Origin of the sequence: Achromobacter sp. D10 (assembly GCF_035282245.1) — a bacterium.
Taxonomy (GTDB): domain Bacteria; phylum Pseudomonadota; class Gammaproteobacteria; order Burkholderiales; family Burkholderiaceae_B; genus Achromobacter; species Achromobacter insolitus.
The window spans coordinates 413,300-434,591 of record NZ_JAYJLE010000004.1 but is presented as its reverse complement, the minus strand read 5'-3'; the positions used below and the strand labels follow the sequence as shown (position 1 = coordinate 434,591).

Genomic DNA, 21,292 nt, shown 5'->3' with positions numbered 1-21,292 from the left:
ATGATTTTCGACTGGATGTCCGACCCCACCGCCTGGCTCGGCCTGGCGACCCTGGTCGTGCTTGAAATCGTGCTGGGTATCGACAACCTGGTGTTCATTGCCATCCTGGCGGACAAGCTGCCGCCCGCGCAGCGCAACCGCGCGCGCTTGATCGGCCTGACGCTGGCGATGGTGATGCGCCTGGGCCTGCTGGCCAGTATCGCGTGGGTGGTCACGCTGACCGAACCGATGTTCACGTTGCTGGGCGCCGAGATCTCGGGACGCGACCTGATCCTGATCCTGGGCGGCCTGTTCCTGCTGTTCAAGGGCACCATGGAGCTGCATGAACGCGTGGAAGGCAGCGCCAGCCATGACCAGGGACAGAAGCCGCAACATGCCGTGTTCTGGCAGGTGATCCTGCAGATCGTGGTGCTGGACGCCGTGTTCTCGCTGGACTCGGTGATCACGGCCGTCGGCATGGTGCAGGATCTCAGCATCATGATGATCGCCGTCGTCGTCGCCATGGCCGTGATGATGTTGGCAAGCCGTCCGCTGATGAGCTTCGTGGGCCGCCATCCCACGGTGGTGATCCTGTGCCTGGGCCTCTTGCTGATGATCGGCTTCAGCCTGGTGGCCGAAGGCCTGGGCTTCCATGTGCCCAAGGGTTATCTGTATGCCGCCATCGGCTTCTCGATCCTGATCGAGCTCTTCAACCAGCTGGCGCGCCGCAACCGCGCCCGGGGCACGCATGCCCTGGGCCGCCGCCAGCGCACCGCGCAAGCCGTGCTGCGCCTGCTGCGCGCCGGCCGCAAGGGCGAGGCGGCGGGGCAGGCGGACGAGGTTGCCGCGCTGGTCGACGGCGCGGATGATGAGCCGGCCTTCGCGCCGGAGGAAAGCACCATGATCGAACGCGTGCTCTCCATCGGCGGGCGGGATGTCCGCTCCATCATGGTGCCGCGCGGCGACATGGTCTGGCTGGATGTCGCCGACACCCCGGAGGCCATCGTGCGCAAATTCGGCAGCGGCCATTCGCGCCTGCCGTTGTGCGCGGGCGATCCGGCCAACGTATTGGGCGTGCTGCACTTCAAGGACCTGCTGCCGCTGCTGCAGAACCCGGGCCCGATCGATCTGGTGGAGCTGGCCCGCGAACCGCGCTATGTAATGGAAACCATGCCCGTGCTCAAGGTGCTGGACGAGCTGCGCGCGTCGCGCGACCACATGCTGATCGTGGTGGACGAACATGGCGTGTGCGAAGGCCTGATCACGCCGATGGACGTGTTGACCGCCGTCGCGGGCGACCTGCCCGAACACCAGGAAGACCAGGCCGAAGCCTTGCAACTCGCCGACGGATCGTGGCTGCTGGAAGGCCGGCTGGCGGTGGCCGAAGCAGCGCGCTTGCTGGATGCGTCCGCGCTGGCAGAGGAGTATCCCGACGCGACGCTGGCCGGCTGTCTGTTGCGCGCCGCCGGACGGATTCCTGAAGCGGGGGATGCAATCACGTGGCGTGACTGGCGCTTCGAAATCACCCGCCGCGATGGCCTGCGGATCGACCAGGTACGCGCCAGCCTCGTGCGTCAGGAGATCGAGCAAGCGCAGTGATTGATGACGCCGATGGCGTCTGCATGAAAAGGGGATGCCGCCGGCATCCCCTTTTTTTTGAATCGCCTGCGACCCTGTGGCGTGCCGGTATCCAACACCTTTCGCGGGACTGAAAGCCGGGCGCTCACTGACTGGCGGGCCCAGCTTGGTGAAAGCAAAACTCTGTGAGAATATTGCGACAGATTTCTCGACTTATGATTTCGGCCCTCATTGCTGAAATCGGCGTTTCCATACGGCGTGTCTTTGCATTTTGTTATCTCTTGCCGAGGTACATAGCATGGGCAGTACGAGGTCTGCATTCAGGAAAATCACAGCCAGCAGGACAGCGGCCGGAATGACCGTCTGCGCAATGTCAGTCTTGCCTGCGGCGGCCTGGGCGACGGAAGGCGCCCTGGGGCGCCAGATTACCGGCACCAACGTACAGCCCAACGCCGGCATCGTGTCTCCAGAACCGATCTGGGCCGTCAACTTCTCTCAAATCTACCTGGACGGCACCGTGGGCGGCAGCCGCGAAGTGCCCATAGGAGGCCGCACCTCGCTCGGCCTGGACGCGAAGGTGGCGTTCACGCTGGCCACCATCCTCAAGACATGGGATACCGGGCCGGGCCCCTGGAACTTCGCGTCCAGCTTTACGCTGCCCTACGTCTGGAACAAGGTGAATTCCACCGTGGCGGGGGCTGGCGGGCGCAGCGTAAGCCAGAGCGACACCGCCTCGAACCTGTTCGATCTGTACTTCTCGCCCATCATCGCGGGTTACCACTTTTCGGAAACCTCGCACATGGCGCTCAGCCTGAACATCTGGGCACCTACCGGCAAGTACAACGCCGACGACATGGCCAACCCCAGCCTGAACAATTGGACCTTCATTCCGCAGGTGGCCTATACCAAGATATTTCCGGAGGCGGGCTTTCAACTCGACACCGTCGCCGGCATCCAGTTCTACACACGCAACAACGCCACGGACTACCGCAACGCGCCGCTGTTCAGCATGGATGTGATGGGCCGCAAGCTATTCAGCAACGGCGTCAGCGCGGGCCTGATCCTGGGCACCATCCAGCAACTGGGCAGCGATTCCGGCCCGACGGCCGATCGGCTCAACGGCTTCAAAGGGCGCGATTGGGCGCTGGGTCCCATCGTGACCTATGACAGGAAACTGGCGGACAAGCGCTCTTTGTCCCTGGGCCTGCGCTGGGTGCCCACCATCAGCAGCACGAAGCGTCTGGACAGCAATGACACGGTGATGGCGACCGCGACGCTGGTGTTCTGAACGCAGCACGATTTCAAGGGGCAGCCAGCCCCGGGGGAGCGGCGCCGCCGCCCCTGAACCGTTAGCTTTTGGGTGATAGGAATGGCAAAGCAAACACAAGGGAAGGCACGCTTGGCTGGCGCATTGCTGCTGGCCGGCGTGGTGCTCGGCGCGGGCGCTGGCACGGCCTATTTGCTCATGGGCAAGGAGGCTGGACCGCAGGCCGTGAAGGTCGTGCTGGGCGACGGCAAAAGCGGCCCGGCCGGCATGGCCTGGATACCGGGGCGCGAATTCCTGATGGGCAGCGACCATCGGCTGGCCCAACCCAACGAAATGCCGGCGCACAAGGTATCGGTCAGCGGTTTCTGGATGGACGTGAACGACGTCACGAACGCGCAGTTCCGGCGCTTTGTCGAGGCCACGGGCTATGTCACGACCGCCGAGCAGAAGCCGCGGTGGGAAGACCTGCAGGTGCAGTTGCCGCCCGGCACGCCCCGTCCGGACGACAGCCTGCTGGTGCCAGGCGCCATGGTGTTCGTCGGCACCGAAAGCGAAGTGTCCCTGCGCGATTATTCTCGCTGGTGGCGCTACGTGCCGGGCGCGAACTGGCGCCATCCGCAAGGCCCGGGCAGTTCCATTGCAGGCAAAGACGACCACCCGGTGGTGCAGGTGTCGTACCAGGACGCCGTGGCCTATGCCAAATGGGCGGGCAAGCGTCTTCCCACCGAATCCGAATGGGAAATGGCCGCGCGCGGCGGACTGGAGCAGGCCACCTACGCGTGGGGCGAGGAACTGCTGCCGCAGGGCAAGGCCATGGCCAATATCTGGGACACGCAGCAGCGGCAGCCTTTCCCCGTCGTGAAGGATGAAAAGGTACAGGTCGGCACCATGCCGGTGGGAAGCTTTTCTCCCAATGGCTATGGCCTGTACGACATGGCTGGCAATGTGTGGCAGTGGACCGCGGATTGGTACCGCGCCGACGCGTTCAAGATCCAGGCGCAGTATCGCCAGCCTCCGGCGGATCCGGCCGGCCCTGCCGACAGCTTCGACCCCGATGACGGCATCGTCCCGCCCGCGGCGCCCAAACGCGTGACGCGCGGCGGCTCGTTTCTTTGCAGCGATACCTATTGCATCAGCTACCGCACCAGCGCCCGGCGCGGCACGGACCCGATGAACGGGATGTCGCATCTGGGCTTTCGCACCGTCATGACGCCCCAGCAATGGAAGCTGGCTCAGACCGCGAGAAACGGTATCGCCAGCCGCTGATCCGATAAGCCATCCTTCACGCAGGAGAAGCAATGCCGATGAGCAACCGCGACAGCATCCTGGAGTTGGAGCGCGCCATCGCGCGCTCGGTGCTGGGCCAGGGCGCCGTCATCCGCGAAGTGCTGCTGGGCCTGTTGGCCGACGGCCATTTGCTGCTGGAAAGCCTGCCCGGACTGGCCAAGACGCGCACGGTCAAGACCTTGGCGCAACACCTGGCCGCCGCCATGAGCCGCATCCAGTTCACGCCCGACCTGCTGCCTTCGGACATCACGGGCGCCGAGGTGCTGCAGCAGGACGCGCAGGGCAATAGCCGCATCCAGTTTCAGCAGGGACCGCTGTTCGGCAACCTGATCCTGGCCGACGAGATCAACCGCGCGCCCGCCAAGGTGCAGGCGGCGCTGCTGGAAGCCATGGAAGAGAGGCAGATCACGGTGGCGGGCACGACCCACCGCATGCCGCAGTTGTTCATGGTGCTGGCCACCCAGAATCCGATAGAACAGGAGGGCACCTATCCGTTGCCCGAAGCGCAGATGGATCGCTTCATCATGAAGATCGTGCTGGACTATCCCGATGCCGACAGCGAAAAGCAGATGCTGGCCTTGTTGCGGGGCGAAGCGCGCCAGGACGCGGGAGAACCCGGCCTGCGGCTGACGCAGGAAGCCCTGTTCGCTTGCCGCGCGGAGGTCGATAAGGTGCATGTATCCGAGGCGCTGGACCAATACCTGGTGGACCTGGTCAACGCGACCCGCCGCCCGGCGGAACATGACCCGGATCTTGCGCGCTGGGTCCAGGTGGGGGCCAGCCCGCGTGGCGCGATCGCGCTGGACAAGGTGGCGCGCGCCCACGCCTGGCTGTCCGGACAGGACTTTGCCTCGCCCGACGACGTGCGCGGCGTGGCCAGACCGGTGTTGCGGCATCGCCTGCATCTGTCCTATGACGCCGTGGCCGACGGCATCACGGCGGACCACGTGATAGACAAACTGCTGGACACGGTCGCGATACCGGTCTGAACCCGCCATGGCCTCCGCCGCTCCCCCTCCGGAAGTGCAGGTCCGCATCGCGGACCTGATGGCGTTGGAGCCCGCCGCGCGCGGCCTGGGCTTCTTCAGCCGCCAGCCGGTGCGCAGCATCCTTGCCGGCCAGCATGGTTCGCGCTTGCGCGGACGCGGGCTGGATTTCGAGGAATTGCGCCGCTACCTGCCCGGAGACGATCTGCGCCAGTTGGACTGGCGCGCGTCCCAACGGTTGGGCAAGCCCTACGTGCGTACCTACAGCGAAGAACGCGACCGTCCGTCGCTGGTGGTGGTGGACCAGCGCATGGGCATGTATTTCGGCTCGGTGCGCAACTTCAAATCAGTGGTGGCGGCGCGCGTGGCCGCGCTTTCCGCCTGGATGGCCTTCCAGGCCGGCGACCGGGTAGGGGGCCTGGTGTTCAGCGATGCGGGCATGGACAATGTGCGCCCGCTGCGCAGCCGTGAACGCATCCAGGCCTTGTTTGCCGCCATCGCGCGCCGCAGTCAGTCCATGCGCGCCGATCAACCCGACGTGGACGCTTCTGGCCGCCTGAACCAGGCGCTGGAGGGCGCGCTGGCGCACGCACCGCACGATTGCCTGGTGTGCCTGATCAGCGACTTCGCCGGCGCGGATGATACGACCCTGCGCCTGTTGCGTACGCTGGCGGCGCATAACGACGTGGTCGCCACGCTGGTGTACGACCCGCTGGCGCTGCGCATTCCGCTGCGCGGCCGGCTGGTGGTGACCCAGGGTGAGTTGCAGGTGGAGGTGGCGGCGGACCGCAAGCAGGTGCGAGAGCCCCTGTCGGCATTTTTCTCCGGGCGCCTGCACGACGTGGCGGAACTGCTTCGACGCAGCCGTGTGCCGCTGCTATCCATCGACACGGCGGAGGACACCGCGACGCAGCTGCGCCGCGAACTGGGCCGCCACGCAAGCCGCCCGCCACCCCGGGAGCGCACGTGAACGCCGACGCCACGCCGTCCATCGAACAGCTGCGGCAATTGCCGCTGCCCGCGCCGGTCAGTTATTGGCCGCAGACCTGGGGGTGGCTGGTCGCGCTGGCGGTGGTGCTGGCGCTGGCGGCTTGGGTCGCTTGGCGGGTAGTGCGCCGGCACAGGCGCAACCGCTATCGGCGCGCGGGCCTGCGCATGCTGGAAGCGCTGCGGCTGGCGGCGCAATCCGATCCGCTGGCCGCGCGCGCCTTGCCTGAACTGCTCAAGCGCGTCGGCCTGTCGTCCGTGACCGCGGCGGATCGGGCACGGGTGGGCGCGCTGCAGGGCGCGGAGTGGGTCGCTTACTTGGATAGCGGCAAGGCGGTCTTTCCACCCGATGCCGGCATCCTCTTGCGCGCGCTCGCCTATGCGCCGCCGGATACCCTGCGGGCCATCGATCCCGCGCATTTGCGGCAACTGTTTGCCGCAAGCCGTGTATGGATGGAGAAGCACCATGTGGCGGCTTGAGTATCCCTGGCTGCTCGCGCTGCTGCCGCTGGGCTGGCTGGCGTACCGCTATCTGCCGCCATACGTGCAGCGCCGCAGCGCGGTGCGCATTCCATTCTTCGAATCGGTCGCGCGCAGCACGGGGCAGACGCCGCAGCGTCCCGGCGTGCGCGGCGACCGCTGGCAACTGGCGCTGAACTTCCTGGTTTGGCTGTTCCTGGTCCTGGCCCTGGCGCGGCCCGAACGGGTCGATCCGCCGCTGGAACACCGCCAGCCGGTGCGCGACCTGCTTCTGGCCATCGATATCTCGCAATCCATGGAGACCCAGGACTTCATCGCGCCGGACGGCCGCCGGGAGGACCGGCTGACGGGCGTGAAAACGGTAGTCGGCGAATTCATCGAGCGCCGCAAAGACGACCGGCTCGGGCTCATCGTATTCGGCACGGCGGCCTATCCGCAGGCGCCGCTGACGCAGGACCACGCCACGCTCCAACTGCTGCTGGGTCAAGTCAGCACACGCATGGCCGGTCCCAACACCGCGATCGGCGACGCCATCGGCGTGGCGATCAAGCAATTCGAGCACGCTGGCGAGCACGACCAGGTCCTGATCCTGCTGACGGACGGTAACGACACCGGTAGCGCCGTGCCGCCCGACCGAGCCGCGGCCATGGCCGCCGCGCGCCATATCGTGATTCACACGATAGGCATAGGCGATCCGCAGGCGGAAGGCGAGGAAAAGGTAGATTTCGACGCCTTGCGCGCGATAGCCGCCAAGACCGGCGGCCGCTTTTTCCCCGCACAGGACCAGGCATCGCTGCGGCAGGTCTATGCCGAACTGGACCGGATCACGCCACACGAGGTGCGTGAGCTTCGCCACCAGCCCAAGCAGGATTTCTTCTGGGTGCCGCTGGGGCTGGCGCTGTTGCTGCTGGGAGGGTGGCACCTCCTTGCCGCGCTGCGCGGCTGGCGCCGCGATCCAGGCGGCACCAAGCGAGGCACGGAGGAGGGCGAGTGGAAATCGACCTGAGCGCCTTCCATTTCCTGCGCCCCTGGTGGCTGCTGGCGATTCCGGCCGCGGCCTTGCTGCTATGGCGGCGGTGGGGTGAGGACGGGTATCGCGGATGGCGGAGCAATATTGCGCCCGCGCTGCTGCCATACCTGACCGTGCGCACGCCAGGCAGCCGCGGCCCGCGCCCGGCGCAGATGCTGGCAGTGCTGCTGGCGTTGGGTGGCATCGCCGCTGCCGGCCCGACGTGGCGGCAAGACCGACCGGCCTTCCTGGACAATCTTGCCCCGCTGATCGCGGCAGTGGACCTGTCGCCCTCGATGGACGCGGCCGATCTGCCGCCCAGCCGCCTGGAGGCCGCCAAACGCAAGCTGCGCGACCTGCTGGCACGGCGCGCGGGCGCCAAGACGGGCCTGATCGCCTATGCCGGATCGGCGCACCTGGTGCTGCCGCCCACCGATGATCCGGCACTTCCGGATATGTTCGTCCAGGCCCTGTCGACCGACCTGATCGCTACGCCGGGCAAGGACGCCGCCGGCGCCATTTCCCTGGCTGCAAGCCTGCTGCAATCCGGCGAAGCAGGCGGCACCTTGGTGCTGGTGACCGACGGCGCGGACACGCGCCAGTTGGCCGAGGTTGAACGTCTGGCCCGCGCCAGTTCCTTCCAGATACTGGTGTGGGCAGCAGGCACCCGCGATGGCGGCCTGGTCCGTGACGCCCGGGGCCAGCCCCGCCTGGACGGCCAGGGCAAGCCCCTGCTGGGCAATTTCGACGAGGCTGCGCTGAAACAGCTGGCGCAAGCCGCGCGCGCGCCCCTGGGCAGCCTTACCTTGAACGATGACGACCTGGACTGGGTATCCCTGCACGCGCAGCGCCACTTCCAGGAAGTGCAGGACGCGGACAAGCCGCTGCACTGGAAAGACGCGGGTTACTGGCTGTGCTGGCCCCTGGCCTTGCTGGCGCTATTGGCGCTGCGGCGCGGTTGGAACATCAACTGGACGGCGTGCCTCGTGCTCGCTGCCGGCGGCGCGCTGCACGCGCCTCGGGCGGAAGCGAATCCCCTGGTGGATGCGTTCTTCACGCCCGACCAGCAAGGGCGTTGGGCCTACGAACACCAACGCTATGCCGAAGCCGCGACGCGTTTCACCGATCCTTACTGGAAGGGGCGCGCGGCCTACGACGCGGGCGACTACCAGGCCGCATTGGCTGCCTTCGCCAGGCTGGACACGCCAGAAGGCTATTTCTATATGGGCAATACCCAGGTCCGCTTACGCAGCTACGGCGCCGCGCTTGCTGCCTATGACCAGGCGCTACGCGCGCGACCGGATTTTCCGCAAGCGCGCGAGAACCGGGAGTTGGTCGCCAAGCTGATCGCCGCCGCTGAAACCGAACAGCAGGACGACGACTCGGATAAGCCGGACGAGACCCGCATGGATAACGACAAGGCCGCCGGCAAGATGGTGCGGACCACCGTTACCCAAGCCGCATCCGATGAGGTCTGGTTACGCAACCTGAGCCTGTCGCCGGCGGGTTTCCTGAAGCAGAAGTTCGCCATCGAAGACGCGCGCAAGGCCGCGCCAGCGCAGGGGAGGCAGCCATGATCCGCCGCCATGATCCGCCGCGCCACCTCGGCCTGCTGTTGCTGCTGCTGTCCTTGCTCCTGGCCCTGGCGGCCGGTGTGGCGCACGCCCAATCCGCGGATGCCGCAGCGCAGTTACGAGCCGAGGCGCGCATGGCCCCGGGCGGCCCACTGATGGCGGGCGCCACATCCGTCCTGCAGGTGGACGTGCTGACCTCGACCTGGTTTACCCAACCCCCTCAACTGCCAGCCCTGGATGTTCCTGGCGCGCTGGTCTCGGGGCCGTCGGGCCAGGCCACCATCATCCGCGCCACGATCGGCGGCGTGGCCTACAACGGATTGCGCTTCTCCTATCTCGTCAGCCCCGTAGCGGCCGGTCCCTTGCGTATACCCGTCATCCACGTCAGCGCCCAGGTGGGGCAGGCGTCTGCACCGCTGGCCGCGCAGACGCGTGCGCTGGAGCTGCGGGCCGCGGGACCGCCCGGCGGCCTGGCCGGCCACGCGCTGGCGGCAAGCGCTGTCCAGGCGGCCCAGCAGATCCAGTTTTCGGCCCAGCCGCCCGCCGTGGGCGACCGCGTCAGCCGCGTCATCACGATAGAAGCGCAGGGCGCGCAAGCCATGCTGATCCCTCCGCCCGTTGCCGCCGTTGTACCGGGCCTCAAGCTGTATCCATCGGATCCCCAATTGGCGCCGATCTCGGACAGCAGGGGCGGTTTTGTGGGCGGACGACGCGTGGACCGGCTCGATTACGTGATTGAGCGGGCCGGCGCTTACGAATTGCCTGCGGTAGAGATCCGCTGGTGGAACATTGCGGCCAACAAGGAAGAGCGCGCGGAACTGCCCGCGCAACGCTTCGAGGCGCAGGCGGGCGCCGCTTATCAAACGCCATTTTCGGTCGAGCAGGACCTGCGGGATATGGGGAGGCGAGCGCAGCTGCGTATCCCGGGAGGCTGGCTGGCTCTGGGAGGAGGGCTGGCGGTTGCAGCGCTGGCGGGGTGGCTGGCCGCCCCGTGGATACGGCGGGCGTTCGCTGGCATGCAAAGCGCGCTGCGCGCGCGGCGCCAGCGTTGGCGCGAATCCGAATCTTATGCCGCGATGAGACTGCAGCGCCTGCTTGCCCAACCCCAACCACGCCTGGACGCGCTGTATACGTGGCTGCGCCGCGCTTGCGGCACCGCCACGCTGGCACGGGCAACGGCGAGCCTGGGCCCCGCTCTGCGGCAGCCTGGCGCTGACGCCCTGCGGGCCTGCTACGGCCGCGAGCCCGACGCGGAGCGCGGCTGGCGCGGCTTGCGCGAGGTGTTTCCGCGCTTGCGGCGCGCCTTGCGCGCCCCTCGGCACGCGGCCCGATCGCAGTGCTTGCTTGCCCTGAATCCCCGTCCGGCCAAACCATCACGTGGAACCGCCGACGCCGCGTCCGGCGAACTGCCAGGAGATCTCCCATGACGATGCCTCTGCTTGTCCGGCGCTGGTGCGCGCTGCTGATGCTGCTGCTATTGGCCGGTATGGCGCGCGCGCAGTCGCCGCTGCCGTCCTGGAACGAAGGTCCCTCGCGCCAGGCAATCCTCGGTTTTGTCGAGGCTGTCACTCGCGACGGCAGTCCCGACTACGTGGCGCCGTCCGATCGCATCGCCGTGTTCGACAACGATGGCACGCTATGGAGCGAGCAGCCTCTGTACTTCCAATTGATCTTTGCGCTGGACCAGGTCAAGGCCATGGCCCCGCAGCACCCTGAATGGGCAACGGAGCAGCCCTTCAAAGCCGCGATCGAGGGTGACCGCCAGGCGCTGGCGGCCTCGGGCACCGAAGGGCTGCTCAAGATCGTGGGGGCCACGCACACCAATATGAGCACGCAGGCTTTCAGCGCCGAGGTCAAGCAATGGATCAAGACCGCCCGCCATCCGCGCTTCAAGCAGCCTTACACCAGCATGATCTACGCGCCGATGCTGGAGTTGCTGGACTACCTGCGGAGCAACGGCTTCAAGACCTACATTGTGTCGGGCGGCGAAGTGGAGTTCATGCGCGCCTGGGCCCAAAGCGTCTACGGCATACCGCCCGAGCAAGTCATAGGCACCACTTTCGTCACCGAGTTCCAGATGCGGGACGGCAAGCCAGTACTGATGCGCACGCCCAAGCTGGACTTCAACGACGACGGTCCGGGCAAGCCCGTGGCCATCAATAAATTCATCGGCCGCCAGCCCATCTTCGCCTTCGGCAATTCAGACGGCGATCTGCAGATGCTGCAGTGGACCGCGGCCGGCAGCGGCAAGCGCTTTGCGGGCTTGGTGCACCACACCGACGGCAGGCGCGAATGGGCTTACGACCGCGAATCCAAGGTCGGCCGGCTGGACAAGGCCCTGGACGAAGCGCAACAAAGGGGTTGGGTAATCGTGGATATGGCAAAGGAGTGGAGAAGGGTGTACGCATTTGAAACGCAGTGATTCGTTTACGTGATTGGGAACCGCCCGCAAGGGTAAGGAGAAAGCGATGAACGCAAGAAAACTGTTGAGCGCGGCGCTCTTCGCCGCTGCGGGCCTTGCGGTCCTGGGCGGCGCACAGGCGCAGACCCAGGCGCAAACCCAGGCCCCGCCGGCCAACCAGGGGCAGGAGACTGCGAACGGCAAGAAGCCGAACATCCTGGTGATCTTTGGCGATGACATCGGGCAGGCCAACATCAGCGCCTACACGCATGGGGTGGTGGGTTACACGACGCCCAACATCGACCGGATCGCCAAGGAGGGCACCCTTTTCACCGATTATTACGCCGAGAACAGCTGCACGGCGGGGCGCTCGTCCTTTATCACGGGGCAGTCACCGCTACGCACCGGCTTGTCCAAGGTTGGCATGCCCGGCGCAACCGTCGGACTTCAGAAAGGCGACATCACCATTGCCGAAGCGCTCAAGGCACAGGGCTACACGACAGCGCAATTCGGCAAGAACCATCTGGGCGACCGTGACGAGTACCTGCCGACACGGCACGGCTTTGACGAATTCTTCGGCAATCTCTACCACCTGAACGCCGAGGAAGAGCCCGAACGCCCGTACTGGCCCAAGGACCCCAACGATCCCTACGTGAAGAACTTCTCTCCGCGCGGGGTGATCAAGGCCACTGCCGATGGCAAGGTGCAGGACACCGGGGCGCTTACGACCAAGCGTATGGAAACCATCGACGATGAAACGGTGGGCGCGGCAATCGACTACATCGACAAGCACGGCAAAGGCGACAAGCCGTTCTTCGTGTGGATGAACACCACACGCATGCACATCTACACCCACATCCGGCCGGAGCACAAAGGCAAGAGCGGTATGCCCGGCAACGACTACGCCGACGGCATGTGGGAGCATGATCAGGACGTGGGCAAGCTGTTGAAAAAGCTGGATGACATGGGCATTGCCGACAACACCATCGTCATCTACACCACCGACAACGGGCCCAATGCCTTCACTTGGCCTGACGCCGCCACCACGCCATTCCGCAGCGAGAAGGACTCCAACTGGGAGGGGGCGTTCCGCGTGCCCGCCATGGTCCGCTGGCCGGGCAAGATTCCCGCGGGGGAAATCAAGCGCGGCATGATGTCCGGCATGGACTGGTTCCCGACCTTGTTGGCCGCCACCGGCGACACCAACGTGAAGGAACGGTTGCTTGACGGTTGGGCGCCGCAAGCGGGCGGTACCAAGTTCAAGGTGCATCTGGACGGCTACAACCAGTTGCCGTACTTGACCGGCAAGCAGGAAAAGAGCGCCCGCGACGATTTCTACTACTTTAATGACGACGGGCTGCTCGTGGGGGTGCGGTGGGGTGACTGGAAGGCGGTGTTCTGCGAACAGCGGGCGCCGGGGAACCTCAATATTTGGCAGAATCCCTTCGTCTGCCTGCGCCTGCCCAAAATTTACAACCTGCGCATGGATCCCTATGAACGCGCCGACATTACTTCCGACCAGTACAACGACTGGCTGGCCAAGAACGCCTATCTAACGGCAATCGCGACCATGAAGGCGTCGGCGTTCCTGGAGACGTTCCTCAAGTATCCGCCCAGCCAGCGGCCCGCGAGCTTCAGCGTGGACCAGGTGCAGGAACGGGTGAACAAGGCAATGGAAGAGCACTTCGATCAGTTGGACAAACAGAAGTCGAAGTAGACGGTGCCGGCGCGAGCCGGAGCAGGACCGGGCGGCGCCTGCCGCGTCGCCCGGCAACGCTGGAGGTGCGGCATGATGGGCTTAGGGGTGAGCGAGGCGGCGATGCAGGCGCGTGCGGTGAAAGACCAGGCCAGGGAAGGGCGGCCATTGACGGCGGTCCGGCCAGCCGCCTTGCTGTTCCTGTCGGGCACCGCAGCCCTGGTGTTCCAGGTCCTGTGGATCAAGCAGTTGTCGCTGGTGGTGGGGGTGGAGGTCAGCGCCATCGCCGGTTCGGTCAGCGCATTTTTCCTGGGCCTTGCGCTGGGCGGCTGGCTACTGGGCCGCCAGGCGGATCGCCTGCAGCGGCCAGTGCGCTTCTACGCCATGCTGGAGGCGGCCGTAGCGCTGTCGTGTCTCGCGGTGACTTGGCTGTTGGCGCGCAGCGCCGCTGCATTCGTCGCCATCGAGGCCCACAGCACCGTCGCCGCCTGGTTGGGTGTGGGCCTGTTGCTGGCTATACCCGCATTTCTGATGGGTGGCACCTTGCCGGTGCTGCTGCGCGCGGTCAGCCGCGGGGACGCGGACGTCAGCCGCCGCGGCGGAGCCTTGTACGCCGCGAATACCTGCGGCGCAATCCTGGGCGCATTGCTGCCCGCTTTCTTCTTGATTCCCAGATTCGGCGTGCAGGGCGCGGCGCTGGCCGCTGCCGCGCTGAATCTACTGGCGGCTGCCGGGGCCTGGTTGCTGGACCGAAGCGCCGGTAGCGGCACAACGCCCGCCCAGGACGCTCAGCTTGCGGCCGCTCCCTTGCCGGCGCAAGCGCGCCTGGCCGTGGCGCTATATGCCGTGGCCGGCGCCGTCGCGCTGGGCTATGAGGTGCTCTGGTCGCAAATGATCGTGCCCTTCATGAGTACGCGCGCGTTTGCCTTTGCCATCGTGCTGGCCACGTACTTGGCGGGCCTGGCGATAGGCGCGGCGCTGTATGCGCGCTGGGCCCATCGCGTGCGTAACCCCTGGCCGGTGTTCGGCTTCCTGATCGCCGGCGCGGGCCTGGTCGCCGTACTGGAAGTTGCCTTGCTCGGCAAATGGCTGGTATTGGCCCAGACCTATGCGGAAGCGGCTGTCTATCAATGGACAGGAAGCGGTTTTGCCGGCATGTGCGCGCGCTTTGCGGTAGCGGCGGCCAGCCTGGTGCTCGCGCCAACGCTGCTCCTGGGCGCCGCCTTTCCGGCGGTGCTGCGCATCGCCGTGGGCGATCAACGGGTGGGCAGGGAAGCTGGCGTCGTACTGGCGTGCAACACACTGGGCGGCATCGCGGGCACCTTGCTGACCGGCTTCCTGCTGCTGCCCGCCCTGGGGCTGGTGCGCACGCTTGGTGTGCTCGCCGCTATCGCCGCGGCGGTTGGCGCCATAGCGGCTTGGCGCGGTCGGGCCGGCGGCCGCGCCACCACGGGCTGGGCGACCGGCGTCGTGGGCTTGGGCACGCTTGCCGTGGTGGCCATGCTGCCGATGGACCAGTTTGCGCGGCTCTTGCCGGGCGCCAGCGGCGCCGGCCTGGTTTTCTACGAGGAAAGCCATGGCGGCACCGTCGCCGTGGTGGAGCGCGCCGGCAATGGCAATCGCTTCCATCGACTGTATATCCAGGGCGTGTCGAATTCGGGTGATGCCATGCCATCGCTGCGCTACATGCGGCTGCAGGCGTTGCTGCCGCTGATCGTCCACAACGCCGAACCGAAGTCCGCCCTGGTGGTGGGCTATGGCACCGGCATCACCGCCGGCGCCTTGTCGCAGTATCGCGGGCTGGAAAAGCGCGCCGTGGCCGAGCTCTTGCCCGCCGTGCTGCGTGCCGCCCCGCACTTCCAGGGGACTTTCCAGGCCGCAACGGATCCCGGCCTGGACAAGCGTCTGCGCGATGGTCGGCGCGAACTCCAGGCCAGCGCCGAACGCTGGGACTTGATTACGCTGGAGCCGCCGCCGCCTTCCGCCGCTGGCGTGGTCAATCTCTATTCGCGGGATTTCTACCAACTGGCCGCAAACCGCCTGGCGCCGCAGGGCATCGTGGCGCAGTGGCTGCCGCTGCCCACGCAAAATGAAGAGGACACCCGCGCGCTGGTCGCCAGCTTTATCGAAGTGTTCCCCCATGCCCAGCTCTGGACGAGCGAGCTGCATGAAATGCTGCTGTTGGGCTCGATGCAGCCCTTGACGCTGGACGCGGCTCGTATCCAGGCGCGCTACAGCCAGCCCGATACCGCCGCCGCGCTCAAGGCGGTCGGCGTGCCATCGGCGGCGGCCTTGTTGTCCACCTGGGTCACGGATCGCGACGGACTTGCGCGTTTTGCCGGCGACGCGCAGGCCGTCACCGACGACCGCCCCGGCATCGAATATGCGACCTGGGTGCGCCCGCGCGAAGTGGTGCGCGTCTTGCCCACGTTGCTGGCCCTGCGCAGCGAACCGCCGCTACAGGGTGCATCCGATGGACTGCGCGCCGAGATGCAGCTGGAGCGCGCCAGGCTGGACACCTTCTATCGGGCGTCGCTGGCAGCGTACGTGGGCGACCGCGAAACCTGGGGCAGGGAAATGAACAAACTGGCCCGCGACGACGGCGACAACGCCTATTACCGCTGGTTCATGCCCGGCAGGCAGTAGGCCTTAACTGCATATCCTCCGCCAGGGCGCAACGCCTTGCGGCGAGCAGTATCCCGCACAGGGCGTGGCCATCGACATGCCGCTCTGGCAGCGCAGTTCGGGCACCCGTTCGCCATAGGGCACCATGCCCTGGCAGTCGCAGCGGGCCAAGCCCGCGCCGGACGGCAGCAGCTTGCTGACCGGTTCAGGCGGGGCGGTGCGCTCGACCTTGGCGACGGGCGGCGGCGCCTCATCTTCTGCGTCGGCGCGCTCGATCACGCCTCGGACTTTGGCCGCCGGCATGCTGCAGGCTTTGGCGATCGCATTGACCGTGCGGCCGTCGTTGGCCATCGCCACTATTTTCTTGTCGCTGCAAGCCGCGTCGGCGCGCGGCGCGGCCAGGGCAAACAGCGCTATCGCGGCCGCAAACAGCATACCGGGTCTGGTCAGTGTCATCGCACGCCTCCTGCCTCCATGCCCGCATGAGGAAATACGACTTAGTCTGCTCAGGCTATGGGGTTCTGCAAAGAGCGTAGTGCGGGCAATTTTGAAGTGTCAACGCAGCCCGATTGACTAGAACTTTCTGGGGAAGCCGCATGGCGCGACGGCGCTATCCTTAAGCGCGAGGCGGTTTGGTGCGCGCGCCATGATGCGGCTGCACCAAGCGCCGCTCAGGCCCGGGCGCAGTCATGCGGCCTGGAATTCCGGGCGCATGCCGGCCGCAAAGGGATGCAAGGCGATCTCGGCCTGCACCCGCGCGCGCGCTTCGTCCAGCGCGGCCTGTCCACGCGCCGTGCCTTGCACCGAAAAGAACGTCACGTTCTTCAAGCCTATCGTGCCCAGCACGTGCCTGAGATAGGGCGTGAGGAAATCCGGCTGGTTGTGCGCGCCGCCGCCGAATGCGCCTCCCGACGAGATCGCCACGTACACCGGGCGGTCCTCCAGGCTGCCTTCCTTGCCGCGGGCGGTGATCTGGAATGTGCTGCGTACCCGCACCACGTGGTCGATCCAGGTCTTAAGCGACGCAGGCACCGTGAAATTGTGCATCGGGGTCGCGATGACGAGATGCGTGGCGTCCCGCAATGATTGGATCAGTTCGGTCGAACGGCGCAGCGCGCCGCGATCCTGGCTGCCGTCCGTGGGATCCTGGCGCGCGCTCAGCGCGGCGGCGTAATCGGTGTCGACGAGCGGCAGGGCGGTGGCGTCGACGTCCAGCAAGGCCGGCGTGGCGGGCGCGCTGGCTACCAGTTGCTCGACGATGGCTTGCGACAGTCGATAGCTTTCGGAAGCGCGGCCACGCGGGCTGCAGATGATGCGCAGGATGTTCATGAGGCGATGTTTTCCACGGATTTGCTAAAACGGATGGCGCTGGTCAGGAGACCGGCGCGGAAGTAGAAGCGCTGGGCCAGGGCGTTGGCCAGACCGGTGTCGAGCACCAGGCGGGCACAACCGCTGTCGCGCGCGGTGGCGTCCAGCGCCTGCAACAGGCTGGCGCCCCAGCGCTCGCCGCGGCGGCCATTCGCCACGACCAGATCGTCCACATACAGAAAGCGGCCGTAGACCAGGTTTTCCTGCAAGCGATAGCCGGCGAGCGCGACGGCTTGGCCGGCGTCCATGGCCGCCAACAGGCGATAGCCTTGACCGCGCATGCGCGCGACGCGCTCGATGAAATCGTCGGATTCGTCCAGGTGTGGCCTGAGCTCACGCATGAGGGGCAGGCATGCCCGCAATTCCTGCGGGGTTTCGAGATGGCGCAAGGTGGCTTCTGTCATGAATGCACAAGGGTGTCAGAACGGGCGTGCAGTCATGTTAGGAGGCGCATGCCATAATTAGAAGGGCCATAAAATGAACTTTGGACTATGCCATGATCAGCCCTCCGACCCAGGATGCGCAAGCGCTTGCCGCCGGCGGCGCCGGTCCTCTGTATCGTCAGGTCTATGACCGATTCCGCGGCGCCATCGCCCACGGCACGCTTAAGCCGGGCGACCGCATTCCCTCGGCACGGGCGCTCGCCAAGGAGCTGGGCGTGGCGCGCGGCACAGTGGAAGTGGCCTATTCACTGCTGGCATCCGAGGGCTACATCCAGGCGCGCGGCCAGGCCGGCACAGTGGTCGCTCCCGACGTGCAACCGCAGCACGCGCCGCCACCTGCGCCTGCCATTGCATCCGACGAGCCCAGCGACGGCCCAGGCTGGCGGGAGTATCCCGGCGTGCGCCCCTTCCAAATGGGCCTGCCGGCGCTGGATGCATTCCCGCGCAAACTATGGGCCCGTCTGGGGGCCCGGCAACTGCGCAGCCTGCAATCCGCCGATCTCGCCTATCCCGCAAGCGGCGGCCTCGACGCCCTGCGCATTGCCACGGCAGCCTATTTACAAGTCGCGCGCGGCATCCACTGCCAGCCTTCGCAGGTGTTCATCACCTCGGGCTATAACGGCACGATGCGCCTCATCCTGCAGACGCTGTTCGAGCCAGGCGACCAGATCTGGATGGAAGATCCCGGCTACCCGCCCACGCGCGCACTGCTGGAGCAGGCGCGACTGGAACCGGTGCCCGTGCCGGTGGACCAGGACGGTATCCAGGTCAGCGCCGGGACGGCGCGGGCGGGGCGGGCGCGCGGCGCCATCGTGACCCCGGCCCATCAAAGCCCCTTGAGCATGTCGCTGTCCTTGCCCCGCAGGCAGGCGCTGCTGGATTGGGCCGAACGCCAGGGCGCCTGGATCGTCGAGGACGATTACGATGGCGAATACCGCTACGTCGGACGTCCGCTGCCGGCTCTCAAGAGCCTGGATACGCAAGGGCGGGTGCTGTATGCGGGCACGTTCAGCAAGGTGTTGTTTCCCGGCTTGCGATTGGCCTATCTGGTCGTGCCTCAAGCGCAGGCTACCCGGTTTGCGCAATCCGCGCGGCTACAGGCGGGCGCGGCGCCGGGCCTGACCCAGGCGATACTCGCGGCCTTCATGGCCGAAGGGCATTTCGGCCGCCACATCCAGCGCATGCGCAGGCTCTATGCCGAACGGCGCGCGGCGACCGCGGCCGGCCTGAACGCGGCGCTGGGGCAGCGCTTGCGGATCGAACCGCAGCCGGGTGGCATGCATCTGGTGGCGCGCCTGCAGGATGGCCAGAGCGACGTGGCGCTGGCGCACCGCATGGAAGAGCAGGGCATGTATGCGGGAGCGCTGTCGCGCTGGTACGCCGTGCCGCAGCAGCAGCCGGCCCTGCTGCTCAGCTTCACCAATATCGCCACGCAGGCGCAGGCCCATGAACTGGGCCTGCGGATACTGAAACTGATGCAGTCCTAGTGCAGCCCGGCCTTGTCCAGGCCATAGGCTGCATCGGCCGACCCCGGCACCGTGCGCAAGGCCACGTTCAGGCGGTTCCAGCCGTTAATGCCGACCACCAATAGCGTCAGGTCCGAGATTTCCTTCTCGGATAGCTGGGCGCGCACCTCTTCGTAGACGGCATCGGGCACGCCTTGCGCGGACAAGGTCGTGACGGCTTCCGTCCATGCCAGCGCCGCGCGCTCGCGTGGCGAAAACAAGGTGGATTCGCGCCAGATGGCGACATGATGCAGGCGCAATTCGCGCTCGCCTGCAATCCGGGCTTGCTTGACGTGCATGTCCAGGCAGAAGCCGCAGCCATTGATCTGCGACGCCCGGATATCCACGAGCTGGCCCACCTCCTGGACGATGGGGGTCTTCTTGAGCGACATGCTGAATTCCAGATACTTCCTGGACTGCTCCTCGGACACCTGGAAATAATTCAACCGCTGTGTCATGTTGCTGCCTTTTCGGTACGGGTTGCAAAAGGGAATCTCGTACCGCCAGGATGCGCCAGCTTGGTCCAGGCCAGAAGTGCCATAAATGGAGTTTTCACCTGGGCCATGCGCGGCGCCCGCGGTGCGCGCGCCCAGCCGCTCAGGCAGGCCAGCGCAGCACGAAACGGGCGCCGCCCAAGGGGCTGTCATGGATGTCGATACTGCCGCCGTGGCTGGCCGCCACGCGCCAGACGATGGCCAGGCCCAATCCGGCGCCGCCAGTGCCCCGATCGCGGCTTTCATCCAGGCGGATGAACGGCTCGAACACCCGCGTCCGGTCAGCCGGCGGGATACCGCCGCCATCATCGTCGACGATGAGTTCAAAGCCGCCCGACTGGCATCGCCTGAGCTCTACCTCCACGTGGCGACTGGCATAGCGCACCGCGTTCTGCACCAGGTTGAGCAAAGCGCGGCTCATGTACCGCGGATGCAGCCGCACGCGCGGCGGATACTCGGGGCGCACATGACACCGGACGGCGCGCGCCTCCGCCTGGTGCGCCACCTGGGCCAACGCCTCGCCCAGCCAATCGCTGGTGTCCACGGTCTCGAGCTTCACGGTCTCGTCGGTGGGACGCTCCAGCCGGGCATACACGAGCAATTCGGCCACCAACGTCTCCAGTTCGTTGATGTCGGCCTGCATATCGCGCAGGATATGGTGCCGCCGGGGCAGTTGAGCGTCCTGGCCCAGCAGGGCGACTTCGAATGACAGCCGCGCAAGCGGCGTGCGCAATTCGTGCGACACGGCGTTGGTCAGGCTGCGCTGGTTTTCGATCAGCGCCGAAATCCGCTCTGCCATCTGGTTGAAACTTTCGCCGACGTGCCGCATGCCGGCCAGGCGCGACAGCCGCACGCGAACGCCAAGTTCACCCTGGCCCATACGCAGCGTGGCGTTGCGCAGCCGGTCCAGGTCGCGCCACAAGGGCAGGGCCCAGAGCAGCAGCAGGATGATGCCGACGATCAGGCTCAGCGCCGTCCAGACGCCGACGGTGACCCATCTTTCGATCCCCGGAGCGCGCGGCAGGCGGACTTCCAGCCACTGTCTGGGCGCGCCGGCCAATGGGGCGAGGTAGACGTTGTAATCGTCGCGCATGATGAAGCCGAGCGTGGCAAGTTGCTGCCGCTCCGCTTCGCTGGGCGTGACCTTGTCGTCGTCGACCAGGCCCAGGCCCAGGCCGTAGAGCGGTTGTATATCGTCGCGCAGGCGGTCGGCGCGAGCTGCGGGCGCAATGGCGTCGAGTTCCTTGCGCAGTACATGCATCTGCCCCCGGACGGCCTGGTACGACAAGTCGGCGCTAACCTCGTCCAGCAGATACAGCAGGCCGCGCTCCACCAACTGCGACCCCGCGACATAGCCGATGGCGGCGACGACGAAGATGCGGATCGCGAACTTGAACATGGGGGACGAAGCGGGATGAGGACTCGCGATCCTAGGGGTGCGCGGCCGGCCAATCCACCGATATTTGTACGGTATTTGTAAAGTTGTTTGAAGCGCGCCGCGTTGGCGAGGTAAACCGGCCATATGGCCCGGCCCGTTCAGGCGGTTGAATCCGTTCCGCCGCCCGGCTATAAGCATGAGGCGAGGGCTGTATCCTCATGCCCCGCCTGTCGAT

Annotated in this window: 18 protein-coding genes; 13 read left to right on the top strand and 5 right to left on the bottom strand. The window is 66.4% G+C overall.

The window, feature by feature from the left end; all coding sequences use genetic code 11:
• From VCS63_RS14335 to VCS63_RS14280, 12 genes are all read left to right on the top strand, one after another.
• Complete coding sequence (locus VCS63_RS14335) at positions 1–1,578, top strand: TerC family protein (RefSeq protein ID WP_164793698.1); 1,578 nt, start codon at positions 1–3, stop codon at positions 1,576–1,578.
• Between the two features lie 349 nt (positions 1,579–1,927).
• Positions 1,928–2,845: a SphA family protein gene (locus tag VCS63_RS14330; protein ID WP_416379193.1), complete on the top strand. Its 918-nt coding sequence runs from the start codon at positions 1,928–1,930 to the stop codon at positions 2,843–2,845.
• An 81-nt stretch (positions 2,846–2,926) separates the two neighbouring features.
• Positions 2,927–4,090, top strand: coding sequence for a formylglycine-generating enzyme family protein (locus tag VCS63_RS14325; RefSeq protein WP_042793594.1), 1,164 nt, complete (start codon positions 2,927–2,929; stop codon positions 4,088–4,090).
• A gap of 38 nt (positions 4,091–4,128) precedes the next feature.
• A complete protein-coding gene (locus VCS63_RS14320) occupies positions 4,129–5,100 on the top strand; it encodes an AAA family ATPase (protein ID WP_278486718.1) in 972 nt (323 codons plus the stop codon).
• Positions 5,101–5,107: 7 nt separating this feature from the next.
• On the top strand, positions 5,108–6,067 hold the full coding sequence (locus VCS63_RS14315; RefSeq protein ID WP_323880139.1) for a DUF58 domain-containing protein: 960 nt from the start codon (positions 5,108–5,110) through the stop codon (positions 6,065–6,067).
• Positions 6,064–6,564 (top strand): DUF4381 domain-containing protein, encoded by a 501-nt coding sequence (locus VCS63_RS14310; protein WP_323880137.1) that lies wholly within the window; start codon positions 6,064–6,066, stop codon positions 6,562–6,564. Before VCS63_RS14315 ends, VCS63_RS14310 begins: the two co-directional genes overlap by 4 nt.
• Entirely contained in the window at positions 6,551–7,570 is a 1,020-nt protein-coding gene (locus tag VCS63_RS14305) for a VWA domain-containing protein (RefSeq protein ID WP_175201076.1), read from the top strand. Before VCS63_RS14310 ends, VCS63_RS14305 begins: the two co-directional genes overlap by 14 nt.
• Positions 7,555–9,150, top strand: a complete 1,596-nt coding sequence (locus VCS63_RS14300) for a VWA domain-containing protein (protein ID WP_323880135.1) — start codon at positions 7,555–7,557, stop codon at positions 9,148–9,150. The genes VCS63_RS14305 and VCS63_RS14300 overlap by 16 nt, the downstream gene beginning before the upstream one ends.
• The gene (locus VCS63_RS14295) at positions 9,147–10,574 is read left to right on the top strand and encodes a hypothetical protein (RefSeq protein WP_323880134.1); all 1,428 of its coding nucleotides are present in this window, start codon (positions 9,147–9,149) and stop codon (positions 10,572–10,574) included. The genes VCS63_RS14300 and VCS63_RS14295 overlap by 4 nt, the downstream gene beginning before the upstream one ends.
• Positions 10,571–11,569 (top strand): HAD family hydrolase, encoded by a 999-nt coding sequence (locus tag VCS63_RS14290; RefSeq protein WP_042793591.1) that lies wholly within the window; start codon positions 10,571–10,573, stop codon positions 11,567–11,569. The genes VCS63_RS14295 and VCS63_RS14290 overlap by 4 nt, the downstream gene beginning before the upstream one ends.
• A gap of 46 nt (positions 11,570–11,615) precedes the next feature.
• The gene (locus VCS63_RS14285) at positions 11,616–13,265 is read left to right on the top strand and encodes an arylsulfatase (RefSeq protein ID WP_238913278.1); all 1,650 of its coding nucleotides are present in this window, start codon (positions 11,616–11,618) and stop codon (positions 13,263–13,265) included.
• 75 nt (positions 13,266–13,340) lie between these two features.
• Positions 13,341–15,890, top strand: a complete 2,550-nt coding sequence (locus tag VCS63_RS14280) for a fused MFS/spermidine synthase (RefSeq protein ID WP_323880333.1) — start codon at positions 13,341–13,343, stop codon at positions 15,888–15,890.
• A gap of 3 nt (positions 15,891–15,893) precedes the next feature.
• Here VCS63_RS14280 and VCS63_RS14275 read toward each other — a convergent pair whose 3' ends face one another.
• The 3 genes from VCS63_RS14275 to VCS63_RS14265 form a co-directional block, all read right to left on the bottom strand.
• Positions 15,894–16,325, bottom strand: a complete 432-nt coding sequence (locus tag VCS63_RS14275; protein ID WP_063640615.1) for a hypothetical protein — start codon at positions 16,323–16,325, stop codon at positions 15,894–15,896.
• Positions 16,326–16,556: 231 nt separating this feature from the next.
• Entirely contained in the window at positions 16,557–17,198 is a 642-nt protein-coding gene (locus VCS63_RS14270) for an FMN-dependent NADH-azoreductase (RefSeq protein WP_323880132.1), read from the bottom strand.
• Positions 17,195–17,641, bottom strand: coding sequence for a GNAT family N-acetyltransferase (locus VCS63_RS14265; protein WP_063640617.1), 447 nt, complete (start codon positions 17,639–17,641; stop codon positions 17,195–17,197). The genes VCS63_RS14270 and VCS63_RS14265 overlap by 4 nt, the downstream gene beginning before the upstream one ends.
• A 92-nt stretch (positions 17,642–17,733) precedes the next feature.
• Between VCS63_RS14265 and VCS63_RS14260 the strand changes: the two genes are divergently transcribed.
• Complete coding sequence (locus VCS63_RS14260; protein WP_323880130.1) at positions 17,734–19,167, top strand: PLP-dependent aminotransferase family protein; 1,434 nt, start codon at positions 17,734–17,736, stop codon at positions 19,165–19,167.
• On the opposite strand, the gene VCS63_RS14255 is transcribed toward VCS63_RS14260, so the two are convergent.
• Together VCS63_RS14255 and VCS63_RS14250 are read right to left on the bottom strand one after the other, a co-directional pair.
• Positions 19,164–19,643: a carboxymuconolactone decarboxylase family protein gene (locus VCS63_RS14255; RefSeq protein ID WP_042793587.1), complete on the bottom strand. Its 480-nt coding sequence runs from the start codon at positions 19,641–19,643 to the stop codon at positions 19,164–19,166. The two genes, VCS63_RS14260 and VCS63_RS14255, sit on opposite strands and share 4 nt — an antisense overlap.
• A gap of 139 nt (positions 19,644–19,782) precedes the next feature.
• A complete protein-coding gene (locus VCS63_RS14250) occupies positions 19,783–21,078 on the bottom strand; it encodes an ATP-binding protein (RefSeq protein ID WP_063640618.1) in 1,296 nt (431 codons plus the stop codon).
• Between the last annotated feature and the right edge of the window lie 214 nt (positions 21,079–21,292).

Excerpts from the sequence above, each read along its gene's own strand:
- VCS63_RS14280 (WP_323880333.1), top strand. The coding sequence starts at position 13,341 with ATGGGCTTAGGGGTGAGCGAGGCGGCGATGCAGGCGCGTGCGGTGAAA.
- VCS63_RS14255 (WP_042793587.1), bottom strand. The coding sequence starts at position 19,643 with ATGACACAGCGGTTGAATTATTTCCAGGTGTCCGAGGAGCAGTCCAGG.
- VCS63_RS14320 (WP_278486718.1), top strand. The coding sequence starts at position 4,129 with ATGAGCAACCGCGACAGCATCCTGGAGTTGGAGCGCGCCATCGCGCGC.
- VCS63_RS14330 (WP_416379193.1), top strand. The coding sequence starts at position 1,928 with ATGTCAGTCTTGCCTGCGGCGGCCTGGGCGACGGAAGGCGCCCTGGGG.
- VCS63_RS14335 (WP_164793698.1), top strand. The coding sequence starts at position 1 with ATGATTTTCGACTGGATGTCCGACCCCACCGCCTGGCTCGGCCTGGCG.
- VCS63_RS14315 (WP_323880139.1), top strand. The coding sequence starts at position 5,108 with ATGGCCTCCGCCGCTCCCCCTCCGGAAGTGCAGGTCCGCATCGCGGAC.
- VCS63_RS14325 (WP_042793594.1), top strand. The coding sequence starts at position 2,927 with ATGGCAAAGCAAACACAAGGGAAGGCACGCTTGGCTGGCGCATTGCTG.
- VCS63_RS14265 (WP_063640617.1), bottom strand. The coding sequence starts at position 17,641 with ATGACAGAAGCCACCTTGCGCCATCTCGAAACCCCGCAGGAATTGCGG.
- VCS63_RS14290 (WP_042793591.1), top strand. The coding sequence starts at position 10,571 with ATGACGATGCCTCTGCTTGTCCGGCGCTGGTGCGCGCTGCTGATGCTG.
- VCS63_RS14250 (WP_063640618.1), bottom strand. The coding sequence starts at position 21,078 with ATGTTCAAGTTCGCGATCCGCATCTTCGTCGTCGCCGCCATCGGCTAT.
- VCS63_RS14270 (WP_323880132.1), bottom strand. The coding sequence starts at position 17,198 with ATGAACATCCTGCGCATCATCTGCAGCCCGCGTGGCCGCGCTTCCGAA.
- VCS63_RS14285 (WP_238913278.1), top strand. The coding sequence starts at position 11,616 with ATGAACGCAAGAAAACTGTTGAGCGCGGCGCTCTTCGCCGCTGCGGGC.
- VCS63_RS14275 (WP_063640615.1), bottom strand. The coding sequence starts at position 16,325 with ATGACACTGACCAGACCCGGTATGCTGTTTGCGGCCGCGATAGCGCTG.
- VCS63_RS14295 (WP_323880134.1), top strand. The coding sequence starts at position 9,147 with ATGATCCGCCGCCATGATCCGCCGCGCCACCTCGGCCTGCTGTTGCTG.
- VCS63_RS14260 (WP_323880130.1), top strand. The coding sequence starts at position 17,734 with ATGATCAGCCCTCCGACCCAGGATGCGCAAGCGCTTGCCGCCGGCGGC.
- VCS63_RS14305 (WP_175201076.1), top strand. The coding sequence starts at position 6,551 with ATGTGGCGGCTTGAGTATCCCTGGCTGCTCGCGCTGCTGCCGCTGGGC.